Source organism: Exiguobacterium sp. KKT215 (assembly GCF_055635335.1).
Map to the genome: position 1 here is coordinate 2418359 of NZ_CM145756.1, position 25647 is coordinate 2444005.

A 25647-nucleotide genomic window follows, 5' to 3' on the forward strand; every position below is an offset into this window, starting at 1 on the left:
GTCAGTTTCTATTTAAGGGGTAGTCGCATCAGTTGATCATCCCCACTTTGAGGGTTGCCACGTCCGTCCGTATTGTTCGTGATAAAGTAAAGTCCTTCGTCCTCCAACCAGACGTCACGGATGCGACCTTTATCCTCGACGAGCGGGATGACCTCACGTGATTCCCGATCGATGGCGACGAGACGATTTCCACGAAGCGTCGCCATATACACGTACCGGTCATCGGCAACGATTCCCGACGGTGCCCACGACGTCTCCCCGACCTCGAACCATGGTGTTTCAAGACCATCTTGCGTCTGCTCCGCCTCGATGAGCGGCCAGCCATAATTGTTCCCCTCATCAAGGATATTCACTTCATCGTGACCGGACGCCCCATGTTCACTCGCATAGAGCGTATCTTCGACCTTCGCCAAGCCTTGAGGATTGCGGTGGCCGGACGAATAAATCCAATCGGTCGGATTGCCCGCTCCCGATAACGGCACCCGTAACACTTTTCCGGCAATCGATGTCTCGTCTGGCGCCAGTTCCGGCACGAGGGCATCTCCGGTCGTGACCCAAAGCACGTCACCATCGAGCAACAACCGTCCGCCGTTATGGAACTGGGCCCCTGGAATCTCATCGAGCACGACGCCCGTCTCTTCAAACTGATTGCCATCCCACGTCAACTCGACGACCCGGTTCTGGACGTTCCCAGGCGTCCCGTACGTATGATAGGCGTACAGTTGGCGTGACGTCGCAAAATCTTCGGTCAAGGCGATTCCGAGCAGACCGCCTTCCCCGATTTCAAGCACGTCTTCTTCCAAGATGACCGGTTGTCGGTCGAGATTCCCGGCTGCATCGATGACGGCAATCGTGCCGCCGCGTTCCGAGATGAGCCATCCATCATCGGTTCGTGCGATTGACCACGGCGCCTCTAACTGCTCGACGATCGATTCAGTTGCACCGGTCGACACGTCGCCTTCTGGCTCGGTTGCTTCCGGCTCAGGTGCCGTGTCAGACGGTGCTTCTTCGGTCGACTCCTCGACTGGTGCCTGTTCAGGTTCCGGCGTCTCGGTCGATTCCGAGGCACAACCGGCAACAAATACGAGCGACAAGATGAACATCCATCGTTTCAACGTGATCGCCTCCTTTTCACCATCATACCGTGTCTTTAGTTGTCACGTGAAGGTTCCGGTGGGCTAACCGGTAATCGCAGCGCAATCAAGAGCGCGATGAACGCGGCGAAGGCTGCGCCGATGAAGACGGTGTTCAATCCGCTGGCGATGAGTTGCTCGCCTTGGAGCCGGACGGTCGCGTTTAGCGCCTCGGTCATACTCCGATTGAAGAACGATTCGAGTGACACACCGCTTAACCCAGCCTCCTCACGGAAGCCGCTCAGGACGATGAAGTTGAACACGGCACCGAACACGGCGACACCGAGCGTCTGACCGACAGTGCTCAAGAATGAGTTCGCCGCTGTCGCGGTCCCCCGTTGACGATACGACACGACCGTCTGTAAGACGACGATGAACATCGGTTGCGACAAGCCGAACCCGACGCCGATAATGGCGACAGCGAGGTAGACGAACAGGTCTGGGCTCGATTGCGTGAGCAACGTCAAGATGATTGTCCCAATCAACAAGAGACTCATTCCCGTCACGGCCCGACGTCGTGGCGAGGCCGCGCCAAGTGTACGGCCGCCGATAATCGACGTGAACGTCCAAGCGACCGAGAGCGGCATCAGCATGAAGCCGGCTTCCGTCGCCGATTTACCAAGGACGGCCTGGGCCCAGATCGGGATATAGGCCGACATCGAGACGAGCACCCATGCTGCGAAGAAGACGGCACCATTGATGGACGCGATAATCGGTTGTTTCAACAGATCGAGCGGCAACAACGGTGTTTTCGCACGCCGTTCCGATAAAAAGAAACTAGTGAGCAGCACGACACTGAACACGGCACTGACGATAATCGATGGCGTCCAGACGTTCGTCTCGCTGAACGTGATCAATCCATATAAGAACGCCGTCGTTCCGAACGCGAACAACAGCGCCCCTTTGACGTCGATTCGCTCCGTCGTCTCCGTCACCGTCTCTTTATAGAAGACAATGATCATGATGAATGATAACAGTGCGAACGGGACGTTCAGCAAGAAGACGTAGCGCCAAGACAACGTCTCGACCAAGAACCCGCCGATGACCGGCCCGAGCACGCCCGAGACACCCCAGACCGCGCTCAAGATGCCTTGAATCTTGCCGCGCTCCTCATACTTGTACAAGTCGCCGATGATGGTCATTGAAATCGGCAATACCGCCCCGGCGCCAAGCCCTTGGAGCGCCCGGAAGATAATCAATTGCTCCATCGATGTGGCGAGGCCACATAGGAGCGAGGCAAGTGTGAACAATCCAATCCCGAACAATAGGACCCGCTTGCGCCCGAACAAGTCGGCCACTTTCCCGTAAATCGGTGTCGACACCGCCGTGAACAGCAGGAAGGCTGCGAACACCCAACTCACGAGGGCGGCCCCATTCAACTCGCTCGCGATGACCGGTGTCGCGACTGAGACGACCGTCCCTTCAATCGCCGCTAAAAAAGTCGCCAATAACAATGCGACCGTGACATTCTTTCTCATTCGTTTCATCTCCCCAATAAAATAGCGGTGCCGGAAGGTTCCGAGCACCACTTCAACTGTCTATTATTTTGTGCGAGCGACGCCCGTTTGACAAGCCTCAACTTCTGCCCGGTCTTGTCACGACTAAAAAACACAAGCGGCGAAGGGGTCATTTCGCCGCTTGTGTTGCTGTTATTTTGCCTTATCGGCCCATACTTTTGTGAAGTCTTGGAGCATCTCGTCTCCGGTTTTTTGACCGCCGACGTATGCTTGCATCAACGCGCCGTACTCGTTGACCGCGCCATCCGGATACTTGAACCAGTTCCATGAAATCGTCTTGCCTTCGTTCGAATAAGCCAAGATGTCGTCAGCAAGCGGACCGAGGTCGTTCGCTTCGATCGACTTGAACGCCGGAATGAATTTGAATTTGTTGACCATGTAATCTTTACCTGTATCAGATGTCGCCATCCATTCGAGGAAGTCTTTCGCTTCTTCTTTATACTTCGAGTTTTTATTGACGACCCAGTTGTTCGGGACGCCGACCGGGAGACGATCCATCTTCTCTTTGTCGTCGTTGATTGGGATTGGGACGAAGCCCATCTCAATGTCCGGATTCACGTCGAGAATCATCTGTTGCGCCCAGTTCCCTTGCTGAAGCATTGCCGTCTCACCTTGAGCGAACTGTGTGACTTGCGTGTTATAGTCCGTCGTGAGCGGGTTCTTATTGCCGTATTTGATGGTGAGGTCGAACAGTTTCAAGAATTGTTGGAACTGCTCATTGTCCTCAAATTTTTCTTTATTCTCGTTGAGTGCCTGGATGAACGCATCCGGGTCGTCTTGTTGCGCCATCGGAATGTTGAGCAAGTGAATTCCGAGAATCCAAAACTCGGCATAACCGACCGAGAACGGTGTGATGCCTGCTTTATCCAACTTCTCAGCCGCATCCGTCAACTCAGACAACGTCTTCGGCAACTCACTGATGCCCGCCTTCTCGAACAGCTCCTTGTTGTAGATGAAGCCGTATCCTTCCAAGTTCATCGGCATCCCGTACAGTTTTCCGTCCATCGTCATCGGTTCCTTGGCCACTTCCGTCAAATCCCCGACCCACTTCTCGCCTGACAAATCTTCCAATTTGTCCTTCCATGTCTGAGCTTCAGTGAACCCGCCGTTATTGAAGATGTCCGGCTCGTTGCCTGACGCGAACTGTGACTTGAGCGCAGCGCCGTAATCGGCTCCGCCGCCGACCGTTTGAACGGTCACTTTGACGCCCATCTCTTCCTCGTATTCTTTCGCCATCGCTTCAAGATCTTTGGCGATTTCCGCTTTAAACTGGAAGACGTTCAACGTGACGTCTTGCTTGTCCCCGTTATCCGCGTTCGCATCGTTCGATCCTTCATCTTCCGTAAGCGACCCGCCGCCACAGGCCGCAAGCGTCAATACCATACCTGCCGTCATGACGGCAGTTGATAATCTCCATTTACGTTTCATTTCGCTTCCTCCTAAGTATAGAGTCGACAATCCTTCAACATTCGGTACACCCTAACTTTAGATGAAAACGCTTCCATTATGTAGGTGTCAAAATTGACGTGTAGGGTGGAAAATGTTGCACAGAAAACCAGGACTTTCTTATTGAAAAGAAAGTCCTGGTTTTAGTTTCTTCTATATAATTACAACAGGCTGATTCCAGCTTCTTCACATGCTGTGATCATCTCACTCGGCCAGACCGAAGATTGGACTTCACCGATGTGACGAGCACGAAGCAAATACATGGCGACACGCGATTGCCCGATGCCGCCCCCGATTGTAAGCGGGAGACGTCCTTCGAGGACCGCTTGGTGGAACGGGTACTTGCGTTTGTCTTCAGCTCCGGCTGTCACCAACTGCTCGGCAAGCGCTGTCTCGTCGACACGAATTCCCATCGATGACAGTTCAAACGCCGATTCGAGTTCCGGGTGCCAGACGAGGATATCGCCGTTGAGCGACCAGTCGTCATAGTCAGCCGCGCGACCGTCGTGCTTATCGCCCGAAGCGAGTGCGCCGCCGATTTGCGAGAGGAAGACCGCACCGTACGCTTTACAAATCGCGTGCTCACGCTCTTTTGGCGTGAGGTCTGGGTAAAGGTCTTCTAACTCTTGGCTCGTCAAGAAATGAATCGACTTTGGCAAGATCGCCTCAATCCCGTACATCGATTCGACCGTCTGTTCTGTCTCGCGGAGCGCCGCGTAAATCGATTCGACCGTCGCCTTCAAGTACTCCGTCGTCCGGTGTTCACGAGCGATGACACGTTCCCAGTCCCATTGATCGACGTGGAGTGAGTGTGTCGCGTCGAGTTCTTCATCCCGACGGATGGCGCGCATCTGTGTGTACAACCCTTCACCGACTTCGAACCCGTAGCGGCCGAGCGCTTCACGTTTCCACTTCGCGAGCGACTGAACGATTTCGAGTTCATGCCCTGGATACTGCGTATCGAACTGGATGATGCGTTCGACACCGTTCAAGTGGTCGTTGACACCGCTCGCCGATGTGACGAACAGTGGTGCCTGAACTTGTGTGAGTCCGAGCGCCGTGCTGAACTTGTCTTCGAATGTCGCCTTCACTACTGTAATCGCCTGTTGTTTTTCCTTCATCTTGCTCATTGCTGTTGTTGTCATGTTTTCTTCCTCCAATTGTGGGATTTCGGGATGGAGCAATAGAAAAAAGCCCTCCAATCCCATGGACTATGGGACGGAAGGCTTCAAGCTCCGCGGTGCCACCCAAATTAGTAGACGAATCTACTCACTTTTTCGAGACGAACATCTCGTAGTTCCGATAACGGGGAACAGTCCGGCTACGTCTACTTGCAAAGCGTTCGGGTAGCGACTCCAGGAGGTTCTTCGACAGAGATTTCAGTCCGGGCTCTCACCTTCCCCGGCTCGCTTTGCTTACGTCTTCTGTGTACTCGTCCTTTCAATGTCGTTCACAATTGAATTGACCCAATTATTATCAATATTCAGACGAATGTCAACCACTTTTTCAAAAAAATTTCTCCCCCGTGTAGCGGACGGGGGAGATCCCTTGGGCAGGGTTATTTGATCGAGCCGCTCGTAATCCCTTTGATAATATGCTTTTGCATACCGAAGAAAAAGACGAGGAGCGGAACGATCCCAAGGACTAAACCAGCAAGTGCCAAATCCCATTGTTTTGTATATTGTCCGAAGAAATAGAACGTCGCGAGCGGAATCGTCCGCAGCTCGATGTCTCGGAGGACAAGTGAAGGTAAGAGAAAGTCATTCCAAATCCAAAGGCTGTTCAAGATGACGATTGTCACCGTGATTGGTTTGAGGAGCGGGAAGACAATTCGCCAAAACACGCCCCACGTCGAGCAACCGTCAATGATGGCCGCTTCTTCAATCTCTTCCGGAATCGACTTCATGAAGCCATGATATAAGAATACCGAAATACCAGACCCGAAGCCGAGATACATGACCATCAGTCCCCAATGACTGTTTAAAAGACCGAGCAGGCTCGACACTTTCACGAGCGGAATCATGATTGACTGAAACGGGATGACCATCGCCGCGACGAACAAGAAGAAGATGACGGTCGAAATCCAATGTTTTGTCCGGACGAGCTTCCAGGCCGCCATCGAGGTGAACAGCACGATAAGAAGGTTCGCCCCGGCCGTGATGAGAAGCGAGTTCAAGAAGACGCGTCCGTAGTTCATCGCCTCCCAGGCTTCTGTATAGTTCGACGCGAGCCAGACGCTCGGCAAGGCAGACGTGTTCGTGTAAATCTCGGCAATTGATTTGAACGAGTTGACGATGACGTAATAGAACGGGACGAGATATAACAGTCCAAGTAGAATCGCCACCAGTTCGACGAGACCGAGACCGGCCGTATATCCACCCGCCCGCAGCGGTTTTTGCGGTAGCAATCGCTGGGGAGATGAATCGACCTTCGCTTCGATGCGTTCAATTTTTTCTGTCGTCATGCCTCCACCTCCCGCTTTTTCGTCAAATAGACTTGAGTGACGGTAATCGCCGCGACGACAAGGAAGAAGATGACCGCTTTCGCCGAGCCGAGCCCGTAATTATTATTCACGAACGATTCTGTATAGATGTTCAAGGCGAGCATCTCTGTCGATTTGAATGGGCCTCCGTTCGTGAGCGACAAGTTCGTGTCGAACACTTTGAACGACCAGGAGATCGTCAAAAACAGACAGATGGTGATCGACGGCATAATCATCGGTAACGTGATGTGACGCAACATCTTCAATCGATTTGCCCCATCGATTTTGGCTGCTTCCAGCAAATCCGTCGGCACGTTTTGAAGCGCTGCGATGTAGATGACCATGACGTAGCCTCCGCCTTGCCAGATGGCGACGATGACGATGCCCCAAAAGGCTGTCTGGGCGTCACCGAGCCACGGCAGTTCGAACAAACTCCATCCGGTCAGTGCCCCAATTGATTCAAAGCCCTTCACATAGATAAACTGCCAAATGAATCCGAGAATGAGCCCGCCAATCAAGTTTGGCATGAAAAAGACGGTGCGCAGGATATTGCGTGTCTTAATGTTCATCGTCAACAGTAAGGCCAGTAAGAAACCGACGATGTTCGTCAAGATGACGGCCACAATCGTGTATTTCGTCGTAATCCAGAACGAAGCGCGGAACTGTTCATCCTCGAATAGAATCCGCTGATAATTGTCCCACCCGACTACGTTCAACTGACCCGTCACACCGTTCCAATCCGTGAAGCTGTAATAAATCCCGTTTATGAACGGTATGAGCACAATCGCCACAAACGCCAAAAAGGCCGGACCGACGAATGCAATAAAACTCGCTGGTTTCTTCCAATTTCGTCTTCGCTTGTGTTGTTTTGGTGTTTCTGTCATGTTCATCGCCTCCACTATCAACTTACCTTCAAACAACCAAAATGAAAACGGATACATTTGACGGAAAGGGTGGAATATATTGCACTCAATGGGTGAATTATACGAGACGATGCGTTATGATAAACTCAATGACAACACGAACGAGTCTTCCTGAATGAAGAATTAAACCTTGATTCTAAGTCGATTCACGAATGAAATGAAATAAACCGATTACAATGTTCGAAAGTGGAGGGATTTTATACATGACGACGATTAAACCGTTATCCGACCTAACGATTGCCCAACAAGCCGAGATGTTGCCCGTCAAAGAGATTGCGGAAAAGCTCGGTTTACAAGAAGATGACCTCGACCTATACGGGAAATATAAAGCCAAGTTATCCTTCGACGTCATCGATCGGATGGCGACTCGCGAAGACGGGAAGCTCATTCTCGTCACGGCAATCAATCCGACTCCAGCCGGTGAAGGAAAGTCGACCGTGACCGTCGGGCTCGGCCAAGCGCTCAACCAACTCGACAAACAAGCGATCGTCTGTTTGCGAGAACCGTCGCTCGGGCCGACAATGGGCTTAAAAGGCGGTGCCGCCGGCGGAGGATTCAGCCAAGTGTTGCCGATGGAAGACATCAACCTTCACTTTACAGGCGACATGCACGCTATCACCGCGGCCCACAACACGATTAGCGCCATGCTCGACAATCATCTCCATCAAGGGAACGACCTTGGCATCGATGTCCGGAAAATCGTCTGGAAACGTGTGCTCGACTTGAATGACCGGGCGCTCCGTCACGTGACGATTGGCCTTGGCGGCAGTGCCCATGGCGTACCTCGTGAAGACGGCTTTGATATCACGGTCGCGTCTGAAATCATGGCCATCCTCTGTCTCGCCGATTCGTTGACTGACCTCGAGGCACGCATCAAGCGAATCGTCGTCGCATACGATCGGGACAATGAGCCGATCACGGCCGAACAAATCGGTGCGGCCGGTGCCGCGACACTGCTATTGAAAGAAGCGTTCAAGCCGAACTTGGTGCAAACACTTGAACAGACACCAGCCCTCGTTCATGGTGGTCCGTTCGCCAATATCGCGCACGGATGCAACTCATTGATTGCGACGAAAACCGCGCTCAAGCTCGGTGAATATGTCGTCACCGAAGCTGGTTTCGGAGCCGATCTTGGCGCCGAGAAATTCTGTCATATCAAGTCACGCATCGGAAAATTGACCCCGGACGCCGTCGTTCTCGTGGCAACAGTCCGTGCTTTGAAAATGCATGGCGGTGTCGCCAAAGACCAACTCCACGTCGAGAACGTCGGAGCTGTCGGAAACGGGTTAAAACTTCTCGCCAAACATGTCGAGACGATGGGGAAACTCGGTTTGCCGACCGTCGTCGCCCTCAATCGATTCAATTCGGATACAGCCGAAGAGTTGGCGGCCGTCCTCGATTGGTGTGAAGCGAACCACATTCGAGTGGCGCTCAGTGAAGTGTGGTCGAATGGTGGACAAGGCGGTCGTGCCCTCGCCGAGGCCGTCATCGACACGATTGAGTCGAATGAGAGTGCGTTTACCCCGCTCTATGCGTTAACCGATTCCATCGAACAGAAAATTTTGACGATCGCCCGTGAAGTGTATGGAGCGGCCGACGTCACCTTTACCGCAACCGCGAAAAAACAGATGGCACAAATCGAAGCGAACGGCTGGCAGAGCTTGCCGATTTGTATGGCGAAGACGCCGTTCTCGCTCTCGGATGACCCGACGAAACTCGGATACCAACACGGCTTCACCGTGACGGTGCGAGAGTTGAAACCGTCGGTCGGCGCTGGCTTCCTCGTCGCCTTGACAGGTAACGTCTTGACGATGCCGGGTCTGCCGAAACAACCGGCCGCCTTGAATATGGGGATTGATGAGACTGGGAAAGCGATTGGCTTATTCTAATCAAGACAACGGAGGGATAGGGATGGACGTCACGGAACATACGTATGCGGACGGATACCGGACACAACTATTGCACGTCAAGGCCAGACAACCGATTGGAAATTGTTTCATTTTCCATGGGATGCTTGAACATCATCAACGTTATGTCGAATTCGCTGATTTTTTGTCAGAAATTGGTTTTAATGTGTTTTTGTGCGACCTTCGCGGCGCCGGTTCTTTGGCCCGAACCCAGTCCACTTACGCTCATCTATCTCCACACGAAGGATTTGATCAAATGGTCGACGACGCCATCTCGCTCCTCGATCACTATCAAGATGAATTGCCGACCGTCGTCCTCGGCCATAGTTTCGGCTCGTTGCTCGCGCGTCGACTCGGTCAACAGTTAGGTCATCGATTGGCGGGTGTCATCGCCGTTTCCCCGCCCCCGCATTCTGGATTGATTGGACGTGCCGGACTGTATGCGATCGATTTGGCCATTCGGTTTAAAGGGAGCACCCATGAATCCCGTTTATTCGAACGCTTGTTGTTCGGACGATATAACTTGAAATTCTTACCCGCCACGACCGAGAGCGATTGGATTTCTAGTGTCCCCGAGGAAGTGATCGCCTATATGAACGACCCGGACTGTGGTGGGATTCCGACGCTCGGATATTTACACGAGGTAGCAAAAGCGTCACTCGATGTGACCTCTGCCGCCCGGATACAAGAACATCCGAAAACACTACCAATTTTGTTCGTCGTAGGTGCCGATGACCCGGTCGTACATGACGGAGAAGGACTCTCCGGAATCGTCCGCAAACATCAGGCCGCCGACATCGAATTGACCGTGCTGTCTTATGATCAGGCTCGCCACGAAGTGCTTCGTGAGCGCCAACGCCAAGACATCTGGACGGACATCGGCGACTGGATGCATCAAACGATACGAATCGCAAAAAGAACCTCCATTTCCTAGGAGGTTCTTTTCTTTTACCAAAATCATACAATAGGATTCTAATTCATTTACCTTTTTTGTAATTTAGATTCTTCTTTCCAATTTTTAAGTGCGCTATACTTAGACCGCACACTAAAAGAATACACATATTTTGATACGTATTCACCGAAAGGGGTAACACATTGAAGCCAACGATCACACGATTGAGCACGGCCGTCCTCATCTCTAGCACGGTGTTGAGTACGCTCGTCCCCGCTCATTCATATGCAGCAACATACGAAGGAACAGTGAATACATCGATTTTAAATGTTCGTTCCGCCACATCTACCACTTCGGATATTGTCGGGAAATTGACCGAAGGCGAAACCGTTCAAGTGTATACGACGAACGACAACTGGGCTCAAATTGAATTCGAAGGTGAAAAGCGCTACGTGTCGTCGACTTATTTGACACTCAAATCGACCGTCACGAAAACGGCGACGACCGCCTCGACGACGGCGACGTCTGCTTACAAGGCTGATGCGAACGTCAACTTGCGCTCATCGACATCGACGTCTGCCACCGTCTTGACGACCATCCCGAAAGGCGCGACCGTCACTTATATCTCTTCGCATGGCGCAACCGGTTCATGGATGAAAGTGACGTACGGCAAGTACACCGGCTACGTCGTAGCTCGATACTTTACGCCGTCGGCTCCTGTCGAAACACCGTATTACGCGAACAAGACAGCAGTGCTATACAACTCGACCGGTTCGGGCGCGACGAAACTCGCGACGATTCCGGCTGGTGCCAAAGTGACGCATCTCGCCTCACTCGGCGCGACCGGCTCATGGTTTAAAATCCAATATGGCACGAAAATCGGCTACGCTCCATCCCGTAACTTCTCGACGTCACTATTGACTCCAGATACGTCGACGCCTGAAACGACGACGCCTTATTTTTCAATCACAAACGTCGCCCTTTATAACAGTTCGGCCTCAGGCGCGACGAAAATCGCGACCATCCCTTCGGGGGCCCAAGTCGAACAAATCGCAATGGCAGGACTCAGTTCGTCCTGGTTCAAGATTCGTTACAATGGCGTCACCGGCTATGCCGCAGCCCGTAACTTCTCGAAGACGAAGCCGGAAGTCGTCGTACGAACGCCTTATTACGCCGCTCGCGATCTCGTCTTGTATAAATCGTCTGCCTCGGGTGCAGATCGTCTCCGGACCATCCGCGCCGGCAGTAAAGTGACACAAGTATCGGATGCTGGACTCGCGAGCTCATGGTTTAAAATCGAGTATGACGGTGTCACCGGCTATGCCGCAGCTCGCAACTTCTCGACGACACCACCAGAAGTGATTGTCATCAAGCCTTATTACGCGATTCGGAACGTAGCGATGTACAGTTCGTCCGCCTCGGGCGCAACGAAAATCGATACGATTCCATTCGGTGCAAAAATCGAACAAATCTCTCAAAGCGGATTATCGAGCTCATGGTTCAAAGTCCGCTATGACGGGAAAACCGGTTATGCCGCTTCACGTCACTTCTCAGTCGAAAAACCGGAGGTGATTGTCGTGACAGATTACTACACGACGCAACGAGTCGTCCTCTATGACCGGTCGGCATCACCGAAAACAAAAATCGCAGTCATTCCGACAGGGACAAAAGTTCAGCAAATTTCTGAGGCCGGATTGACCAGCTCGTTGTATAAAATCAAATACGGCTCGCTCACGGGCTATGCGACCGCGAGTTACTTTGCGGACAAGCCGCCAGTGCCAGAAGAACAGCTCGAATCAGAACGTGAAGTCGAGGTCGTCGTCGCGAACAACGGGACGCTGAACGTGCGCAATAAAGCAGTTGATGGCGCCGTCATCGGGACGCTCGCGAACGGGACGGTCGTCAAAGTGAAGCCAATCGTCGGTAGCGACTGGGGGGTCATCTCATATCTCGTCAACGGCTCGCTCGTGAAAGGGTACATCTCCCTCATGTATACGAAACCGTACACACCGCCTGTCGCCGGCAGTAAGGAAATGGTCATCACCGAAACGGCCTATCCATACACGCTCGCATCGATGGTGACGACGCAACGCAACGTGTTCGCCCAGTCGGACGCCTTCCGGGCTGCGAACGCCTATGTACCGAAAGCGTATATCACTCGCGCGACACCGACCGCCACGACAGGGACGATCAGTTCGACGGAACTCATGACGACTTCATTCCAATATTTGAAGGCAACCGCTTCAACAGCCGCAGCAAACTTGGGCGGCTTGTCGACGAATACGAAACTTGAGTACCTCGGCACACAAAAAGTCGGTTCGACGACTTGGTATCAAGTAAAATCGGGTCTACTGACCGGATACGTCAGCGCCGCCAACGTCGCTGGTAATGTCAAGGTATTGAAAGACGCTTCTATGACAGCTCACTCGTTCGGGGTGCTCAACCCAGGTGAGACGGTGAGCATCACTGGTGAGCTCGGTCAATATTACACAATCAGCTACTATCGCCCGAGTGGATACAACATTCGCGTCTATGACCGGTCTTGGCGTCTTGCGACGGATGAGGAAATCACACGTCACGTGTCACCGTCTTCGTTCGCCACGACGTCACGGGAATATTTCCAGTTCCTCGATTTGTCGAAGGGGGCCGATTTGACGGCACCTGTCTTGAACAAGTCGCTCGTCGGTAAAGGGATTTTAGATGGACGCGGTCAAGCGTTCATCGATGCGTCACGTACGCACAACGTCAACGAAATTTACCTATTGTCGCATGCATTGCTTGAAACCGGTCATGGGACGTCCGCCCTCGCCACCGGGACAGTTGTCTCGAGCGTCGACGGCAAGGCCGTCACACCGAAGACCGTCTACAATATGTACGGAATCGGTGCGATTGACGGGAACGCCCACGTCAAAGGGGCTGAGCGCGCTTATAAAGAAGGTTGGTTCACACCGGAAGCCGCCATCATCGGCGGTGCCAAGTTCATCGGGGATTCGTATATTAACAACCCGAGCCGGAAACAGAACACGCTCTATAAAATGCGCTTTAATCCATCAAATCCTGGGACGATGCAATATGCCACGGATATCGCTTGGGCGACGAAACAAACCGCCAACATCTACAACATGTATCAACAGCTCGACGCCTACACGCTTTACTTCGAAGTTCCAAAATTCCAGTAAGACACAAAGAGACACGCAGCCGACTTTGGCGCGTGTCTCTTGTTATGTCCATTCAATGGAGTCGATAATCGATTCAATCTCTACTTTTTCATTCGTCACTTCATCGGCGACGTACGTCAAAAACAGGAGTCGTTTCCCGTCTGTGAGTGACCAGACGTCGAGATGCATCCCGTCCTCGATTCCGCTCGCATAGGCCGTCGTCATACCGCCTGCCTCCGTCGTGACGCTCGGGGCGACTTTGACGTCAATCGGGAACTCGCCTAAAAATGTGTTCAACTCTTGGAGAGCCGCGTCGCTCGGCGCTTGCTCTTCCTCGGCTTCATAGATGGACATCTGAAGCGTCCCTTGGGCGTCGGCTTCTACCGAATAAAAGCTGACATGGTCTTCTTCTTCATTGTATTCAAAGTGTTCTGGGTAGGATAGACGGATCCAACCGTCAATCTCGTATTCCTTCATGCTGTTTGCTCCTTCGTCTTCTTAAATGCTAGACCTGTCACCATCTTCGCTTGGAGCGCATATTTGAGGCGCTCGGTCACGTAAAGACGTTGACTGTTTTGGTCTTGGGCAATCATGTGCCCGAATAAGTTCAATCTTACGGTTTGATGTGATAAAAAATAGAGTCGGTCCGGGTCTAACGGTCGATATTCGCCTGAATCTTCGAGATGCTCAATCTCGAAGCGACGCAATACATTGAGCGCGCAATATTGATCCGTCTTCCCGGTGCTCGTGTGCAACTCGACTCGAACAAGCTGAATATCGTATGGGCATAGGTTCATAAAAATTGGACCGATTCGTTCATGGATGAGCAACACTCCCATATCCGTCTCAATCAAATCGGGGAGTGCCTGCTTGTCTTGTGAGATGCTCAAGACGACATAAGGACGTTCAGTCGGTGCGAGCAATTCCCCTTTAAAAAAGCGGAATCGTTGGATGCCGGTCAATACACGGGCTCGCCAGGCACTGCCCCGAGCTTCCGCTTCAATCCGATATAGCCTTTCTCGACTCACGACTACTCCCCCTTCAATTGTTTGAGCGACGCGACGAATCGTTCCCACTCCTTGTCGTCACAGACGACCTTACTTTCAATTCCCCATTCTTCCTCGATCTTCAAACGTACTTCGTTCGTTTCGAGATGACGCGTGAGCTGAAGTGCCCCAATTTGAACGGATAGCGGTTCGACGATGAACTCATTCGTCGCCGGGCCGATCCATTTCAATCGTTCCGTTCGAAGAATCACCTGCCAGTCCGACTCGCGATTAATCGAGAACATCCATTGGCGAAGCTTCGTCTCGTGGTTGAGTTGTTTGGATTGTTTCATCATCCGAAACCCTTCGCTCATCATCTGTAAATAGGATTTACGCTCACTCATGCCCCATCCACTCCTCTCCTCTATTATCTTAGCAAGACGACCTAGCCGCAACAACCAATGTTTTTTCAAAAAAGGGTTTGCAAAGCTAAAATCCTGTGCTATTATATTACCGTAACGTTAAGCGTTTCGCGGGTGTAGTTTAATGGTAAAACCTCAGCCTTCCAAGCTGATGACGAGAGTTCGATTCTCTTCACCCGCTCCATTTTAAAATTTCATATGCGGGTGTAGTTTAATGGTAAAACCTCAGCCTTCCAAGCTGATGACGAGAGTTCGATTCTCTTCACCCGCTCCAATTACCGACATATACGCGAGAATTTGCTCGCACACATAACCGCACGGTGTCCCGTGCAACAAGCAGAACGTCATTCGACGTTCTGCTTTTTTTGTTTTTCAGCATAATAGCACCGAATTCAACAACGCTTAAATGACGTTAATTCGGGAAAAGGATGGAAGACAAGAAGGAGGGATTCCTGTGATTCAAGTACGTCTTCAACCGTTCACCGTATACGAGAGTGCTTTGATGCGCACGACATCGACGTTGATTGAGACGAACGAGAGCTTGATTGTGATTGATCCGACCTGGTTGCCTGAAGAAATCGCCACGATTCGCCGGGACGTCGAATTACGACGCCGGGGGAAAAAGCTGTACGTCATCTATACGCATCAGCACTATGATCATATCATCGGGGCTTATGCGTTCCCTGATGCCACCGTCATCGCGTCTCAAGCGTTCGTCGAGACGGATGCGAGTTCTCAGCTAGATGAGATTCAATCGTTCTACGAACAGTATTACATCGATCGTCCCATTGTCAAACCTGCTGTTGATATTATGATTTCGGAAGATGGTACCCTCGCCCTCGGTTCTACGCCCATCACGTTCCTATTGACGCCCGGTCATGAGTCGACCCACATGTCTTTAATCGTCGAGCCGTTACGTCTGCTCGTGTGTGGCGATTATGCCTCCAATATCGAGCCCCCGTTCATCGAAGACGATGCCGAGGCGTATTTGACGTCGTTGCAGAAACTTCAAGCTGCCATTTACGAGTATGAGATTCGGTGGCTCATTCCTGGCCACGGCGACTTGTGTGACGACCGAAGCAAAATGATGGAGCGACTGAGCGCCGCCGAAGAATATATCCTCGCCTTGCCAGAAGAACGCGTCTGGTCTCCGCATTGGCCCGAACACGCTTTCTTCCAACGCGTCCATGAACGTAATCGGAAGCATGTCGAGCAAAAAGCAAAAGATCGCGAGTCGCGGCAACAAGATTATTAACACAAAAAAATCGCAACGTCTCCCCAAGACGTTGCGATCCCCCCCCTATTATGTAGACCTATTTCTTTGTGACGCGTTCTGAACGGACCGTGAACATACGGTCAATCCCATAAATGGTCACGCCGGTGACAGCGAGCAATCCAATCATAGCTGATGAAAACATTGACCATACCCCCATTGTTCACAAATTCGTCATAATCACCCCGTGCCTTCATTATAGAAGAAAATAATTCAAAAAGAAAGCGTTTTCTTCAAAGTTTCTTCACAATTCTGTCATGCTTCTGTTTTTACTTTTGCTTGTCTAGCCTTGCGCAAATATGTGTAGGTTTTGTGGAATGTGGGAATACACTCTATAAGAATAAAAGAGACAGAAAGCTGTTCGTTGAGGAGGAAGAGGCATGATCAAGTATGGCACGTTGGTGCGGGTCGAAGGGAAGTATGCCGTGTTACGTTGGAACAACGGCTCGAGCTTTATCCCAAGACGATTCTTGCCATCAGAAGCACGTGTTGGCGATACCATCATTCGAGATAACCACCATTACTATCTCGAAGAAGACATGACACCCAATTTCGATGCGCTGATTAAACAACATTATAAAAAGTAGACAAAGACAGACCGGTTTCTTTCCAGTCTGTCTTTGTCCGTTCATTTCGTTCGGTCATGCAGCCAGTCGAAATCGACCGGTCCGACTTGTTTGGCTGTGATGATGCCGTCTGGCCCAATTACGTAGGTGGTCGGGAGCGCGACGACACGATACGTCTTCTCCACCGTCCCCGTCTCGTCCAATAGGATCGGGAAACTGACCGGCACTTCCTGTAAAAACGCATCGACGTCTCGTTTACCGAGCCGCTCGTTTTTCGTCGCATTCACTCCGAGCACAGGGATGCCTGTATCTTCGCCGAATTCAATCAACTCTGGCAACTCTTCCCGACACGGTGGACACCACGTCGCCCAAAAGTTCAGGATGACTTGTTGCCCTTCATAGTCGGCGAGGGACACCGGCTGCCCCTCCGTCGTCTCGAGCTCGAACTGTGGCGCCCGCTGTCCGACTTCAAGACCGCCGAGCACGCCGTCGTCCGTGGTGACTTCGACCGTCGGCTCACTCGCTTGACTCGTCTTGTACTCGTCGTAACCTTTATAAGCCAATCCTCCGATGAGGCCGGCCATGATGAGACTGATTGCTAGTTTATGAAATCGCATGATTTACCCCTTGTTCTGTGGACTGTTCACTCCTAAACTTAACTTATCACATCATTCAAAGGAGAGTAACTATCTTGCAACTTCACAATGAGAAAGTTAGCCTCACCCTAAAAGCGCACGGCGCCGAAATGACAAGTTGGAAAGTCGAAGGAACGGAGCTCCTTTGGCAAGGCGACCCGACGTATTGGGGGCGGCAAGCCCCAATCCTATTCCCTTTCGTCGGAAGGCTGCTTGACGACCGCTACTTATATGAAGGACTGACATACACGATGAGCCAACACGGATTTGCACGAGACGAACTGTTCGAGGTCGCCGAGGCTTCGGACACACACGTCCGGTTCATTCTTCGTGATTCGATCGAGACCCGTAAACACTATCCGTTCTCATTCGAACTGAACGTCATCTATCGCTTGATCGGCGAAGAGTTGAATGTGACGTACCACGTCGTCAATCGGGATGATGTCGTACTCCCATTCAGCATCGGCGGACATCCGGCCTTCAACATTCCGTTTGCCGGGGGCACGTTCGAAGACTATACGATTGACTTTGGGGAGACACGAACACTCGACCGTCTCTTGCTCGAAGGACCTTACTTGACGGGTGCTTATCAACCGCTTGGGGAACGTCGTTATATCCCGTTGACGCATCATTTGTTCGACCAGGACGCCCTTATCTTTGAACAAATCGAATACGCGGCGCTCCGGCATCAGCCGAGCGGCCGGGCCATCGTCATGGAATCCCCCCAGTTCACCCACTTCGGCATCTGGTCACCTCCACATTCCGACGCCCCGTTCGCCTGTCTCGAGCCGTGGTTCGGACATGCCGACTATAAAGGGCACCGGAAAGACATCCTCCATAAGGAAGACATGCAACTGCTCGAACCAGGCGAGTCGTTCGAAGCGACTTACACCTTGTATATGGAAATCGAGTAGGAGGGAGTGATTAACTCCCGACCTCTCACACCACCGTACGTACCGTTCGGTATACGGCGGTTCAATTAAGATGTATGACGCAAAGTTTCATAACGTGATACCAGACTTTTGAGCCCTCGGGAACTCCAGTAGGAGTTCCCGAGGGCTTTGTGCAGTATCGGACTTTTTGAAATCCGCCAGTAACCCTTCCGTGAGTTGCCCCATTCATGGGCCTTCCCTTTCGGGATGCCCAGTCCGGTGAGCTTTCTCACTTTTGTGCTCGGCTTCTTCCAACTCTTCCACACGCACATGCGTAGCCTTCTTCGAATCCACGACTCGAGGGTCTTGAACACACTCGGTGTGTCTGCCAACGCAAAGTATCCGCACCATCCCATCAGGTATTGGTTCAGCTTTTGGATACGGACCTCCATCGAGTATGGTCTCTTTCGCGATGTGATGTCGCGGATTTTATCTTTCATCCGGTTCACACTGGCTTTGGCAATCCGTATTTTCGGTTCTCTGTGCTTCGTGAAGCTGAACCCAAGGAACTTTCGTCTCCATGGGCGGTCTACGGCGGACTTGTTGCCGTTCACTTTCAGCTTCAGCTTCCCTTCGATATAGGAGGTCACCGACCTCATGACCCGATTTCCCGCTTTTGGTGTTTTCACATAGATGTTGCAGTCATCGGCGTAGCGGACGAACTGATGTCCACGCTTCTCGAGTTCCTTGTCCAGTTCGTCTAGGACGATGTTCGAGAGCAGTGGGCTGAGTGGGCCTCCTTGCGGAGTGCCTTCCTCGTTGTCCGTCACGACTCCGTTTATCATGATTCCGGTTTTCAGATACTTGTGGATGAGCTTGAGCAGACACTTGTCCTCGATTCGCTTCGCCAGAAGCCCCATGAGCTTGTCATGGTTCACCCGGTCGAAGAATTTCTCCAGGTCGATATCGACCACCCAGCGATTTCCCTCTGCGATGTACCCTTTTGCTTTCTTGACCGCCCCGTGGGCACTCCGATTCGGTCGGAATCCATAGCTGTGGTCAGAGAACGTGGGGTCGTAGATAGACGACAACACCTGGGCGATCGCCTGTTGAATGAAGCGATCCATCACGGTAGGGATGCCGAGCAGTCGCACACCGCCGTCAGGTTTCGGGATTTCGACCCTGCGGACCGGTTGCGGCTGGTAGGTTCCCGACAGAAGCTCCACCTTCATGGTGTCCCAGTGTTCGCTGACATGCGCTCGCAGGTTTTGTACGGGCATTCCGTCGACACCGTGGCTTCCTTTGTTCCGAACCACTCGGTTCAGGGCACGTATTAAATTTTCCCGTGACAGAATCTGTTCCATTAACATTCGTTATGCCTCTTTCCGTGAACAACGCTTCTTCTTTATCCAGTCCCTGCTCCACCCTCTTGATGTCCCCAGTGGAATTCACCACGTCCTCCATTCAAGCAAGCCCTGACGGGTTGTCTGTGTTCATCACAGCGACTGCCTGCCAAGATGTTGTTCTCTCTTAATTGTTCGGCCCTTCCCACTCGTCTCGAGACAAGGTGGTACTATGGCCTCTGCTGACTTCTGATTGTTCAGCCGCCCATCACTGTGCGGGTTACCAAGGGTACTTGGCGTTCCAATCAGAGCTCCCCGGGTAAGGACGCAATCTTTCCCTCCATCTATCTGCTCCATTTACTGCATGCGACCTTCGGCAGAAAGGGCTTTGCCTTGTTCAGCAGGCTCACCCAGTCGCACATAGCCTCGTATGAAGTTCGTGTACCTCAGACCGGAGGTTTGCCGCCCGCTTCCTTCAGATTCCACGTCGCCGTGGACACCCTTGCGCTTGGCTAACTATTACTTCTGCCTTCACAGTTCGGGACTTGCACCCTATAGATTACGCCCATGCCGGGCACACTGAAAAACGTGCTGACCGCTATGGTCAGCACGTTTTGTTAAAAGCGACTGTCTTGCTCCGCCTCATACTCTGAAGGCGGTTTTTTCATGACGATGGCGAGGACGATATAAATCAGAAGACCTGGACCTCCAAATAGGGCGAGAACGACGAAGATGATTCGCATCAATGTCACATCGACACCTAAGTAGTTCCCGAGTCCCGAACAAACACCAGCAATCATTTGATTCGACGGATCTTTATACAGTTTTCGTTCCATCAAGACACCTTCTCCTCCAGTTTTTCGTTAACGCTGTGGTCGACGGAGCGTCGTTCTGCCACCTGTCGCCACTTCTCCACGACTGTCGAAATCGAGCGCATCGTTGATTGGTGTACTGCCTGATTTGACTTCAATCCGACGTCCGTACAAGCCTCGATTATCGAGCGAGGCGGCGATGATGGTCGCGACGTCCGTTTCAGAAATCGTTGCGTCACTCGCATCACTCAAATCTTCTGATGCCTCAATCGAACCTTTCCCTGGACCATCTACGATTGTCACTGGGCAAATGATCGTGTAGTTCAAACCGCTATGTTCGATATACTCGTCAGCCGCATTGTTAGCAGACAAGAAGTTGTAATGTTCTTTTGGTGCAGCGTCTGGTTGATCGGCGCCGTAAGCGCTGAGCAAGACGACGTGGCGGACACGTTCTTTTTTCGCAGCATCGATAGCTTTCATGGCGACGTTGCGGTCCAACAGTTCGATTTCTTTGCTCGAACCTTCTGCCCCAGCCGTTGCTGCGATGATGACGGCATCCTGTCCGGAAGTCGCCTCGTGTATCCCTTTATCTAATTCTTTCTCGACGTCGACGGTGAGCACACGCGCACCCATTTTTTCATACTCTGCCTGTAGTTCAGGATAACGAATTAAAGCGGTCACTTGATGCGTTTTCGCTAAACTTTTCAATACACGTCTACCGATCTTTCCTGTTGCTCCAATGACTAAAACTTTCATTCAAATTTCCCTCCTCAAAAGAGTAGTTCATTTGATTAAATTTCCTCTTTCGGGATGGAATCAAACCCTTTTCGCAAAATTATCTAACAGTTCCCCACATCGTTAAGTTGAGGGCATCGCGAACGGCTTGAACACTCGCTTCGGTCGGTTGATAGTAATAGACGTTATCGATGTAGGCGTCTTCCCCTTCGATTTGAAGTTTGTCCACCTGTGGTTGTAGCACCATCGTCATTCCGATTGAAGCCATTTGCAACGGGTTCATCTCAAGCCCCATCTCGTCTTTCATAAAGCGATACGTTGCCGGGATTTTTGTCCAGCCTGTTGGACTGGCCAATTTATCGGCGACGGCTGACATGACCTCGGTCTGTCGATTCGATCGCGCCCCATCCGTATCTGTTTTCCGATGACGAGCATAGGCGAGCGCCATATCTCCGTCCATGGCGTACGAGACACCTTCCGTGTATTCATACGTCTGATTGAAGCCTTTCTCACTGAACGAGTGGGTCGCCGTCACGTTGACGCCGCCAACCAAATCGATCAGTTCCATGAACGTTTCGAACGTGATGACGACTTGACCGTCGACAGACGCTTCGGTCAATCCCTCTACCGCTCCAACGGTACAGTCAGCACCGCCATAGGCGAAGGCATGGGTGATTTTATCGCCTTCTCGCTCTGGTTCACAAGGAATCGCCGTATACGTGTCACGTGGAATCGAGACGTTTTGGACAGTGCGGGAACGCGGCACGAATTCCATCAGCTGTAACGAGTCGGTCCGTGATCCTGATAACGATTCTCCGACCCGGGCATCACTGCCCATGACTAAAAACGTGACCGGACGTGTCGCCATATAGCCGGCCCCAATCATCAAGAGCAACAGGACGAGAAGCAATTTCCCTTTCCATTTGCGACGGCGTGGTTTTTCCTTCGGAGCGGCCGTCTCCCGTTTGGCGTGCGTCCGTTCCGGCTCTCGTGTTTTCTGTCTAGGCTCACGTCGTTCATCTCGGCGCGGCTTCGACTTACGCTTCTTACCGAAGGGAAGACTTAGTTTCGGTTTTTTGACGTTGAGCGATTTCTTCTTGCGTTCCGACGGCGTTTCCTCCGAACGATTTAAAAACGGATGCTCGCCCTGCCCTGTATCTGTCGGTCGATTCGAATCATTGTTAAACTTGTCTTCTACTTGCCCTTGGTGCTGGGGCGTCTCGTGTCGAGCCTCTTCATCTAGTCGAGCTTGTTCGTCTAGCCGGGCTTGTTCGGTTAATCGTTCGCGTTCAAGCTCCCGTTTCCGTCGTTCGACACGTGATAAGTGTTGATCGTCATTCATATGCTGTACCTCTAGTATGGTTAGATTTTTCTACATTATCATCGACAAACGCTATTCTGACAACGGTTAGCGCAAAAATCCGTCTTAAGCATGAGACGGAATGGTTGTTTTGAATCGAAACCGGGAAAGGAATAATAATTGGTGTCTGCCCATCTGTGGATGGATAGATTGTTCGACGTCCTCTCGAAAGGAGGGAGAGCTAATGCGTATCGGGAAGTTACGGATGTTGCTGGAACAATACGGTGAAGCCACGCTTCGCGATGTAATTGTCGAGATGTATCGCAACATCCCAAAAACCGTGATTGAAGAGAAAGACATCGACTTTATGGTCAGCCAGTTCACGCGCTATAAAGAACAAAAGTCGTCAGACGAACGTCATTCGCTCTCACAGACCATCATCCTCGCTGAGCGCTTTGTCGAATTGACATATGACCATTTATATTTAGTGCCCAATCAAGTGATGAGCGAACGGGATCAAAAAAACTGGTACATTCACGCTAAAAAGATTATTCGCGACCTCGTCCATTACGCTGACGATGAGCCCGAGGCTCGGACGATGTATGAAGAAATGTTTTTGTTGCTGTCGTCTTCAGCGGGAGAAGAACCTCTATTCACGACAAGTGACCCGTTTCGACTATTAAAATTGTCTCAAACCACGATGTTATCCCAACTGATTCAATATTATCAACTCGACGCCCCCGCCCCTGCCGTTTGGATTGATCGGTCTTTGTATACCGCGCTCCACGTCCCAAAAGATGTCGATTCCACCCGGGTCGATTTGCTCTCGACCCTCCTCGAGCAATCGTATAGTATAGCTGAATGGAACTTGCTCCACGAACGCCTCACCACGTTGTGCGACCGTACGTTAGCGAAAGCCCAGACAGACGATAATGCGCTCGCCGATTATCAAGCTTTAAAAATGCTCGAGCTAGAATTGCTCGTCGAACGTGGCTTGTTATCTGAGGCCGAACAAAAATTGTTCGCCGAATATATCCCGTTCTTCTCGCATCGTTCTGAACCGTTCAAAGTGTATGTCAATATGCTTGAAAGTCATGGACATACGAATGAAACGAAACGATTGCGTCGTCTCGCCAAAGAAAAGCGCATCCAGTTGTAACCTCATGCTGCATACGAAAAAAAGGGAGTCAATCGACATCGTCGGTTGACTCCAATACATGATATGAACGAGGGGTGTTCATCTGAAAAGGAGGGGAAGTTGGTGCAGAACTTCCTTCCTACACGTTTAGTATAAATCAGATTTGAAACCGCTTCCGTTTTAGATATTGCATTTTTGTGAACGTTTTCACTTTATTCGATGGCATTAATGATTCCAAGACCGATGACGGACAGTAACACGATCAGCACAAAAATAAAGACCATCTCATTCGGGGAGCGAAACCCCTCATATAGTTCTACCGCCTCGTCGACGATGACATTCTCGTGGACCACAATCGGTTCTTCTGTATCCGCTTGAGCCACGAGCGGCGTCCCCGCCAACAGCACTACTATCAACCACAAGCCTGTCAAATATCGCATAGTCGTCTCCTCGGTTCGTTTCTTTACATCAATTATAGCATGTCGATTTCAAAGTCATGACACGGTTTTCTTCGTTTCCCCCCCAGTTAAATAATTCTCACACCCATTTCCGTTTAAAAGATCTAGTTTTGTTTTTTTCGATTCAGTTTGATACAAACCTATTTCTGAAGCCATTCTCCTGTTCTTTTTAAACGGGACTCTCAGGAAAATGCCTTAAATTCATCCCTATTTTAACCAAATAATGTTCATCATTTTAATACAAGCATTTTAAAGTGGTAACGCTTACAATTTAAGGGTGTTCCAATAACTGTAGAAAGTAGGTTGCTTTCATGAAGCACACCTTTATCGTCAAAGAAAGCCGACAACTCAAGCCCCATGAACGGTCCATGCTCCACTCTCTCTATCCAGCAGGTCAACTTCCACATCTTTTCTGTCTGTCTGCTGACTGCTACCACTATACCGGGTGGTTTCGTAACAAGCCAGTCGCCGCTGTCACAGTTGACTGCAAGGATTTCAAAACCTCGCATTTGATTCGCTTGAGCGACACCACTTGCAAAAATCGCATGATGTTAAGTGGTTTAATCGATCAGGTCTTGTTCCAACTTCGATTAGAGGTTCGTCATAACACAACGGTTTCGGTAACTCTCCCAACTGACGCACCAGGCAATTTGTTGAATGGTTTCAAGGACATTGGATTTCTTCCCCACCTCGAGGCGACGTCGTTTGAGTTCCCTTTCGTTCCGTACACAAAAACAACTTTTGACCAATGGCAATTTTGTATAGAGTATCCCGAGACGCATGGAGATTGGTTACGAAAACGAAATCAATATTTCTGGCTCTTGCCTGGAGCCGTCCCCCTTACGGCTCGGGCACTTGATATGCTCCATCGAAGGCAAACAATCTTTTATTCGTTAAAATGGAAAGGCACCGTGGTCGGTACGATGTACGGCGAGATTAAGCAAGGTCGATTGTACCTCCACGAGTTGCATATCGTTGGCCAAAAAGAATTTACTCAAGAAGGCATCTCATTTTTTCAGCAATCATACTATGATAAATTTAAAAAGACAGAATTGATGAGTGTCACTGCCACTTCGATGCAGACACACGTCCTGCACGCTTTATACGAGCAAGGCGCCCGTCCAACGCCATCATCCACTTATACATTATTGAAGTATTTGACTCCAGCGCGAACGGATTAATAAAAAAAACACGAAACGTCCGCGGTCCGTCAATCAGACTCGTTCGTTTCGTGTTTTTATTCGGCAGCGTTTGTCGAATCCATCGCGAGCGGTGGCATCTTTTCAAAGAGATTGGTCCGAAGACCCGTATCACGTCGGTCCAACGATTCAATCCGGTCGAACTGAATTTCACGATCCGTCACACTGAACCAGTACGTGATGTGGGGCTCGTCTGTAAACCGCAGGGCGTAGTTCGAACCGTTCAAGTGAAAGTCCACTTCTGTGGATAGAAGTTCAGATGGGCCAATTTTTTTATGGGTCGTCAAGCGTTCCAGAACGACTTGCTCTTCATTGATCCGATAGTCGACAAACGTCGCAAGTGAGAGTCCAAACACAAATGACACCAGCGCGAACGCGCTGACCAATCCAAGAGTGATCTTTCCGTTCATTTCGCCGTCCCTCCCTCTTTTAGTATATCGGATTCCGACA

General features: G+C 51.1%; 24 protein-coding genes, 2 tRNA genes and 1 other annotated feature. Of the genes, 10 read left to right on the forward strand and 16 right to left on the reverse strand.

Annotation, left to right across the window (positions count from 1 at the left end):
• Nucleotides 1-8: 8 nt before the first annotated feature.
• The 6 genes from ACZ2GZ_RS12595 to ACZ2GZ_RS12620 form a co-directional block, all read right to left on the reverse strand.
• Nucleotides 9-1115: a PQQ-dependent sugar dehydrogenase gene (locus ACZ2GZ_RS12595; protein WP_251128739.1), complete on the reverse strand. Its 1107-nt coding sequence runs from the start codon at nt 1113-1115 to the stop codon at nt 9-11.
• A gap of 35 nt (nt 1116-1150) precedes the next feature.
• The gene (locus ACZ2GZ_RS12600) at nt 1151-2611 is read right to left on the reverse strand and encodes an MDR family MFS transporter (RefSeq protein WP_029596060.1); all 1461 of its coding nucleotides are present in this window, start codon (nt 2609-2611) and stop codon (nt 1151-1153) included.
• 171 nt (nt 2612-2782) lie between these two features.
• Nucleotides 2783-4078 carry an ABC transporter substrate-binding protein gene (locus ACZ2GZ_RS12605; RefSeq protein ID WP_470295300.1) on the reverse strand — a complete coding sequence of 432 codons (1296 nt, stop codon included), beginning with the start codon at nt 4076-4078 and terminating at the stop codon, nt 2783-2785.
• Nucleotides 4079-4257: 179 nt separating this feature from the next.
• A complete protein-coding gene (gene asnA, locus ACZ2GZ_RS12610; RefSeq protein ID WP_214715516.1) occupies nt 4258-5241 on the reverse strand; it encodes an aspartate--ammonia ligase in 984 nt (327 codons plus the stop codon).
• 66 nt (nt 5242-5307) lie between these two features.
• Nucleotides 5308-5549 (reverse strand) — a binding site (T-box leader).
• Between the two features lie 105 nt (nt 5550-5654).
• Complete coding sequence (locus ACZ2GZ_RS12615; RefSeq protein WP_021067833.1) at nt 5655-6560, reverse strand: carbohydrate ABC transporter permease; 906 nt, start codon at nt 6558-6560, stop codon at nt 5655-5657.
• The gene (locus ACZ2GZ_RS12620; RefSeq protein WP_058765715.1) at nt 6557-7462 is read right to left on the reverse strand and encodes a carbohydrate ABC transporter permease; all 906 of its coding nucleotides are present in this window, start codon (nt 7460-7462) and stop codon (nt 6557-6559) included. The genes ACZ2GZ_RS12615 and ACZ2GZ_RS12620 overlap by 4 nt, the downstream gene beginning before the upstream one ends.
• Before the next feature lie 242 nt (nt 7463-7704).
• Here ACZ2GZ_RS12620 and ACZ2GZ_RS12625 point away from each other — a divergent pair, with 242 nt between their 5' ends.
• From ACZ2GZ_RS12625 to ACZ2GZ_RS12635, 3 genes are all read left to right on the forward strand, one after another.
• Entirely contained in the window at nt 7705-9390 is a 1686-nt protein-coding gene (locus ACZ2GZ_RS12625) for a formate--tetrahydrofolate ligase (RefSeq protein WP_214715518.1), read from the forward strand.
• Nucleotides 9391-9412: 22 nt separating this feature from the next.
• A complete protein-coding gene (locus ACZ2GZ_RS12630; protein WP_082665788.1) occupies nt 9413-10342 on the forward strand; it encodes an alpha/beta fold hydrolase in 930 nt (309 codons plus the stop codon).
• A 161-nt stretch (nt 10343-10503) separates the two neighbouring features.
• Nucleotides 10504-13479, forward strand: a complete 2976-nt coding sequence (locus ACZ2GZ_RS12635) for an SH3 domain-containing protein (RefSeq protein ID WP_470295301.1) — start codon at nt 10504-10506, stop codon at nt 13477-13479.
• Between the two features lie 42 nt (nt 13480-13521).
• On the opposite strand, the gene ACZ2GZ_RS12640 is transcribed toward ACZ2GZ_RS12635, so the two are convergent.
• Genes ACZ2GZ_RS12640 through ACZ2GZ_RS12650 form a run of 3 tightly spaced genes read right to left on the reverse strand, consistent with a single transcriptional unit; the run spans nt 13522 to nt 14848 of the window.
• Nucleotides 13522-13935, reverse strand: coding sequence for a hypothetical protein (locus tag ACZ2GZ_RS12640; RefSeq protein WP_021067838.1), 414 nt, complete (start codon nt 13933-13935; stop codon nt 13522-13524).
• Nucleotides 13932-14486 (reverse strand): hypothetical protein, encoded by a 555-nt coding sequence (locus ACZ2GZ_RS12645; protein ID WP_021067839.1) that lies wholly within the window; start codon nt 14484-14486, stop codon nt 13932-13934. Before ACZ2GZ_RS12645 ends, ACZ2GZ_RS12640 begins: the two co-directional genes overlap by 4 nt.
• 2 nt (nt 14487-14488) lie before the next feature.
• A complete protein-coding gene (locus ACZ2GZ_RS12650) occupies nt 14489-14848 on the reverse strand; it encodes a hypothetical protein (protein ID WP_021067840.1) in 360 nt (119 codons plus the stop codon).
• A 128-nt stretch (nt 14849-14976) separates the two neighbouring features.
• Here ACZ2GZ_RS12650 and ACZ2GZ_RS12655 point away from each other — a divergent pair.
• From ACZ2GZ_RS12655 to ACZ2GZ_RS12670, 4 genes are all read left to right on the forward strand, one after another.
• Nucleotides 14977-15050: transfer RNA gene (locus ACZ2GZ_RS12655), tRNA-Gly, on the forward strand.
• A 16-nt stretch (nt 15051-15066) separates the two neighbouring features.
• A tRNA-Gly gene (locus ACZ2GZ_RS12660) sits at nt 15067-15140 on the forward strand.
• 180 nt (nt 15141-15320) lie between these two features.
• Entirely contained in the window at nt 15321-16121 is an 801-nt protein-coding gene (locus tag ACZ2GZ_RS12665; protein WP_131472445.1) for an MBL fold metallo-hydrolase, read from the forward strand.
• 398 nt (nt 16122-16519) lie between these two features.
• Nucleotides 16520-16726: a DUF3006 domain-containing protein gene (locus ACZ2GZ_RS12670; protein ID WP_016508383.1), complete on the forward strand. Its 207-nt coding sequence runs from the start codon at nt 16520-16522 to the stop codon at nt 16724-16726.
• 41 nt (nt 16727-16767) lie between these two features.
• Here ACZ2GZ_RS12670 and ACZ2GZ_RS12675 read toward each other — a convergent pair whose 3' ends face one another.
• Complete coding sequence (locus ACZ2GZ_RS12675; protein WP_214715522.1) at nt 16768-17322, reverse strand: peroxiredoxin family protein; 555 nt, start codon at nt 17320-17322, stop codon at nt 16768-16770.
• A gap of 74 nt (nt 17323-17396) precedes the next feature.
• Here ACZ2GZ_RS12675 and ACZ2GZ_RS12680 point away from each other — a divergent pair, with 74 nt between their 5' ends.
• Nucleotides 17397-18254, forward strand: coding sequence for an aldose 1-epimerase family protein (locus ACZ2GZ_RS12680; RefSeq protein ID WP_470295302.1), 858 nt, complete (start codon nt 17397-17399; stop codon nt 18252-18254).
• Between the two features lie 65 nt (nt 18255-18319).
• On the opposite strand, the gene ltrA is transcribed toward ACZ2GZ_RS12680, so the two are convergent.
• The 4 genes from ltrA to ACZ2GZ_RS12700 form a co-directional block, all read right to left on the reverse strand.
• A complete protein-coding gene (gene ltrA / locus ACZ2GZ_RS12685) occupies nt 18320-19582 on the reverse strand; it encodes a group II intron reverse transcriptase/maturase (protein WP_470295303.1) in 1263 nt (420 codons plus the stop codon).
• Between the two features lie 590 nt (nt 19583-20172).
• Nucleotides 20173-20391, reverse strand: a complete 219-nt coding sequence (locus ACZ2GZ_RS12690; RefSeq protein WP_021065279.1) for a PspC domain-containing protein — start codon at nt 20389-20391, stop codon at nt 20173-20175.
• Between the two features lie 27 nt (nt 20392-20418).
• Nucleotides 20419-21123 carry an NAD(P)-binding oxidoreductase gene (locus tag ACZ2GZ_RS12695; protein ID WP_214715524.1) on the reverse strand — a complete coding sequence of 235 codons (705 nt, stop codon included), beginning with the start codon at nt 21121-21123 and terminating at the stop codon, nt 20419-20421.
• Between the two features lie 79 nt (nt 21124-21202).
• Nucleotides 21203-22444 (reverse strand): LCP family protein, encoded by a 1242-nt coding sequence (locus tag ACZ2GZ_RS12700; protein WP_214715526.1) that lies wholly within the window; start codon nt 22442-22444, stop codon nt 21203-21205.
• Between the two features lie 202 nt (nt 22445-22646).
• On the opposite strand from ACZ2GZ_RS12700, the gene ACZ2GZ_RS12705 reads away from it, so the two are divergent.
• Nucleotides 22647-23561: a hypothetical protein gene (locus tag ACZ2GZ_RS12705; RefSeq protein WP_214715528.1), complete on the forward strand. Its 915-nt coding sequence runs from the start codon at nt 22647-22649 to the stop codon at nt 23559-23561.
• A gap of 191 nt (nt 23562-23752) precedes the next feature.
• On the opposite strand, the gene ACZ2GZ_RS12710 is transcribed toward ACZ2GZ_RS12705, so the two are convergent.
• Complete coding sequence (locus tag ACZ2GZ_RS12710) at nt 23753-23980, reverse strand: hypothetical protein (RefSeq protein ID WP_021065275.1); 228 nt, start codon at nt 23978-23980, stop codon at nt 23753-23755.
• A 329-nt stretch (nt 23981-24309) separates the two neighbouring features.
• Here ACZ2GZ_RS12710 and ACZ2GZ_RS12715 point away from each other — a divergent pair, with 329 nt between their 5' ends.
• Nucleotides 24310-25179, forward strand: coding sequence for a hypothetical protein (locus ACZ2GZ_RS12715; RefSeq protein ID WP_214715530.1), 870 nt, complete (start codon nt 24310-24312; stop codon nt 25177-25179).
• Nucleotides 25180-25235: 56 nt separating this feature from the next.
• Here ACZ2GZ_RS12715 and ACZ2GZ_RS12720 read toward each other — a convergent pair whose 3' ends face one another.
• The gene (locus ACZ2GZ_RS12720) at nt 25236-25607 is read right to left on the reverse strand and encodes a hypothetical protein (RefSeq protein ID WP_029596068.1); all 372 of its coding nucleotides are present in this window, start codon (nt 25605-25607) and stop codon (nt 25236-25238) included.
• Nucleotides 25608-25647: the final 40 nt, after the last annotated feature.